The following is a 911-nucleotide window of genomic DNA, read 5'->3' as shown; positions in this document are numbered from 1 at the left end:
CTTATAAAATTGTCCAATCCGTTCTTTTTCTCGGATTGGACAATTTTGTTTGGAAAATCCCGTGATTTTGACGTTTCTACTCCTAAAAGGGCGTTTTGATGCCCCATTTTTCCCCTTATTGGAGAGAATTGGACACAATAATCCCCGGAGAACATAATCCCCGGAGAACGGTATAAATTGTAGGCAATAGCCTCCAAAGTGTGTTGCATATGCATCTTGCTCAAACCTACATAACGGGCTGTTCCGCCACTAAACCAACGCTTGATAGAGCCAAAAGTACGTTCGACTACATAACGAGAACTGCTGATCAGACGATTAAGGGTTTTCTCGGAGGAAGTCAAAGGTTTATCCTTTTGGGCACGATGCATAAGACCCGATCTGAGTTTTCGAGCCTTCAAATAAGCCTCATTCTCGGCCGAACGATAACCTTTATCTGCCAATACAAGCGTATCTTGCGGCAAATCGAGCTTATCCAAAGGATGTCGCTTTGGTTGGCCGGTGTGGTGACTTCGGCCAAAATCAAACCGTTTTCATCCGTGGCCGTATGACGTTTGTAGCCGTAATGAGATTGTCCGCCTTTCTTCAACCAACGCGCCTCCCCGTCGATGTTCGAATGTGTACATTCTTCAAAATGAGCAGCCTCAGCCTCTTTATAGCCTACCTCTTCATTGCGGTCATCCACCATCGTATAGCTCCCACGAGGGCGACGAGGGCTGTCGGTCACACTCGCATCTACAATAACCCCCGACTTGATTATCACCCCTGCTGCCTCCAATTGACGATTGACTTCAAACAAGAGTTGGTCGTTAAGACCACCAAGTACCAAGGCATTGCGGAAGCGGCATATCGTGGTGCTGTCGGGAACGCTGTCCTCCAAAGACAATCCCAAAAACCGCATGAAAGAAAGGCGG

The 911-nt window shown here is 47.3% G+C and carries 1 pseudogene; it reads right to left on the bottom strand.

Annotation, left to right across the window (positions count from 1 at the left end):
* Positions 1–898 (bottom strand): annotated as a pseudogene (locus tag EII14_RS09690) (IS5 family transposase); the annotation flags it as partial.
* Positions 899–911 lie beyond the last annotated feature (13 nt).

It is taken from the genome of Alloprevotella sp. OH1205_COT-284, assembly GCF_003859795.1.
In the GTDB taxonomy this organism is placed as follows: Bacteria; Bacteroidota; Bacteroidia; order Bacteroidales; family Bacteroidaceae; genus Alloprevotella.
Note: the sequence above shows the minus strand (reverse complement) of the source record. Positions and strands in the feature narration are given on the sequence as shown.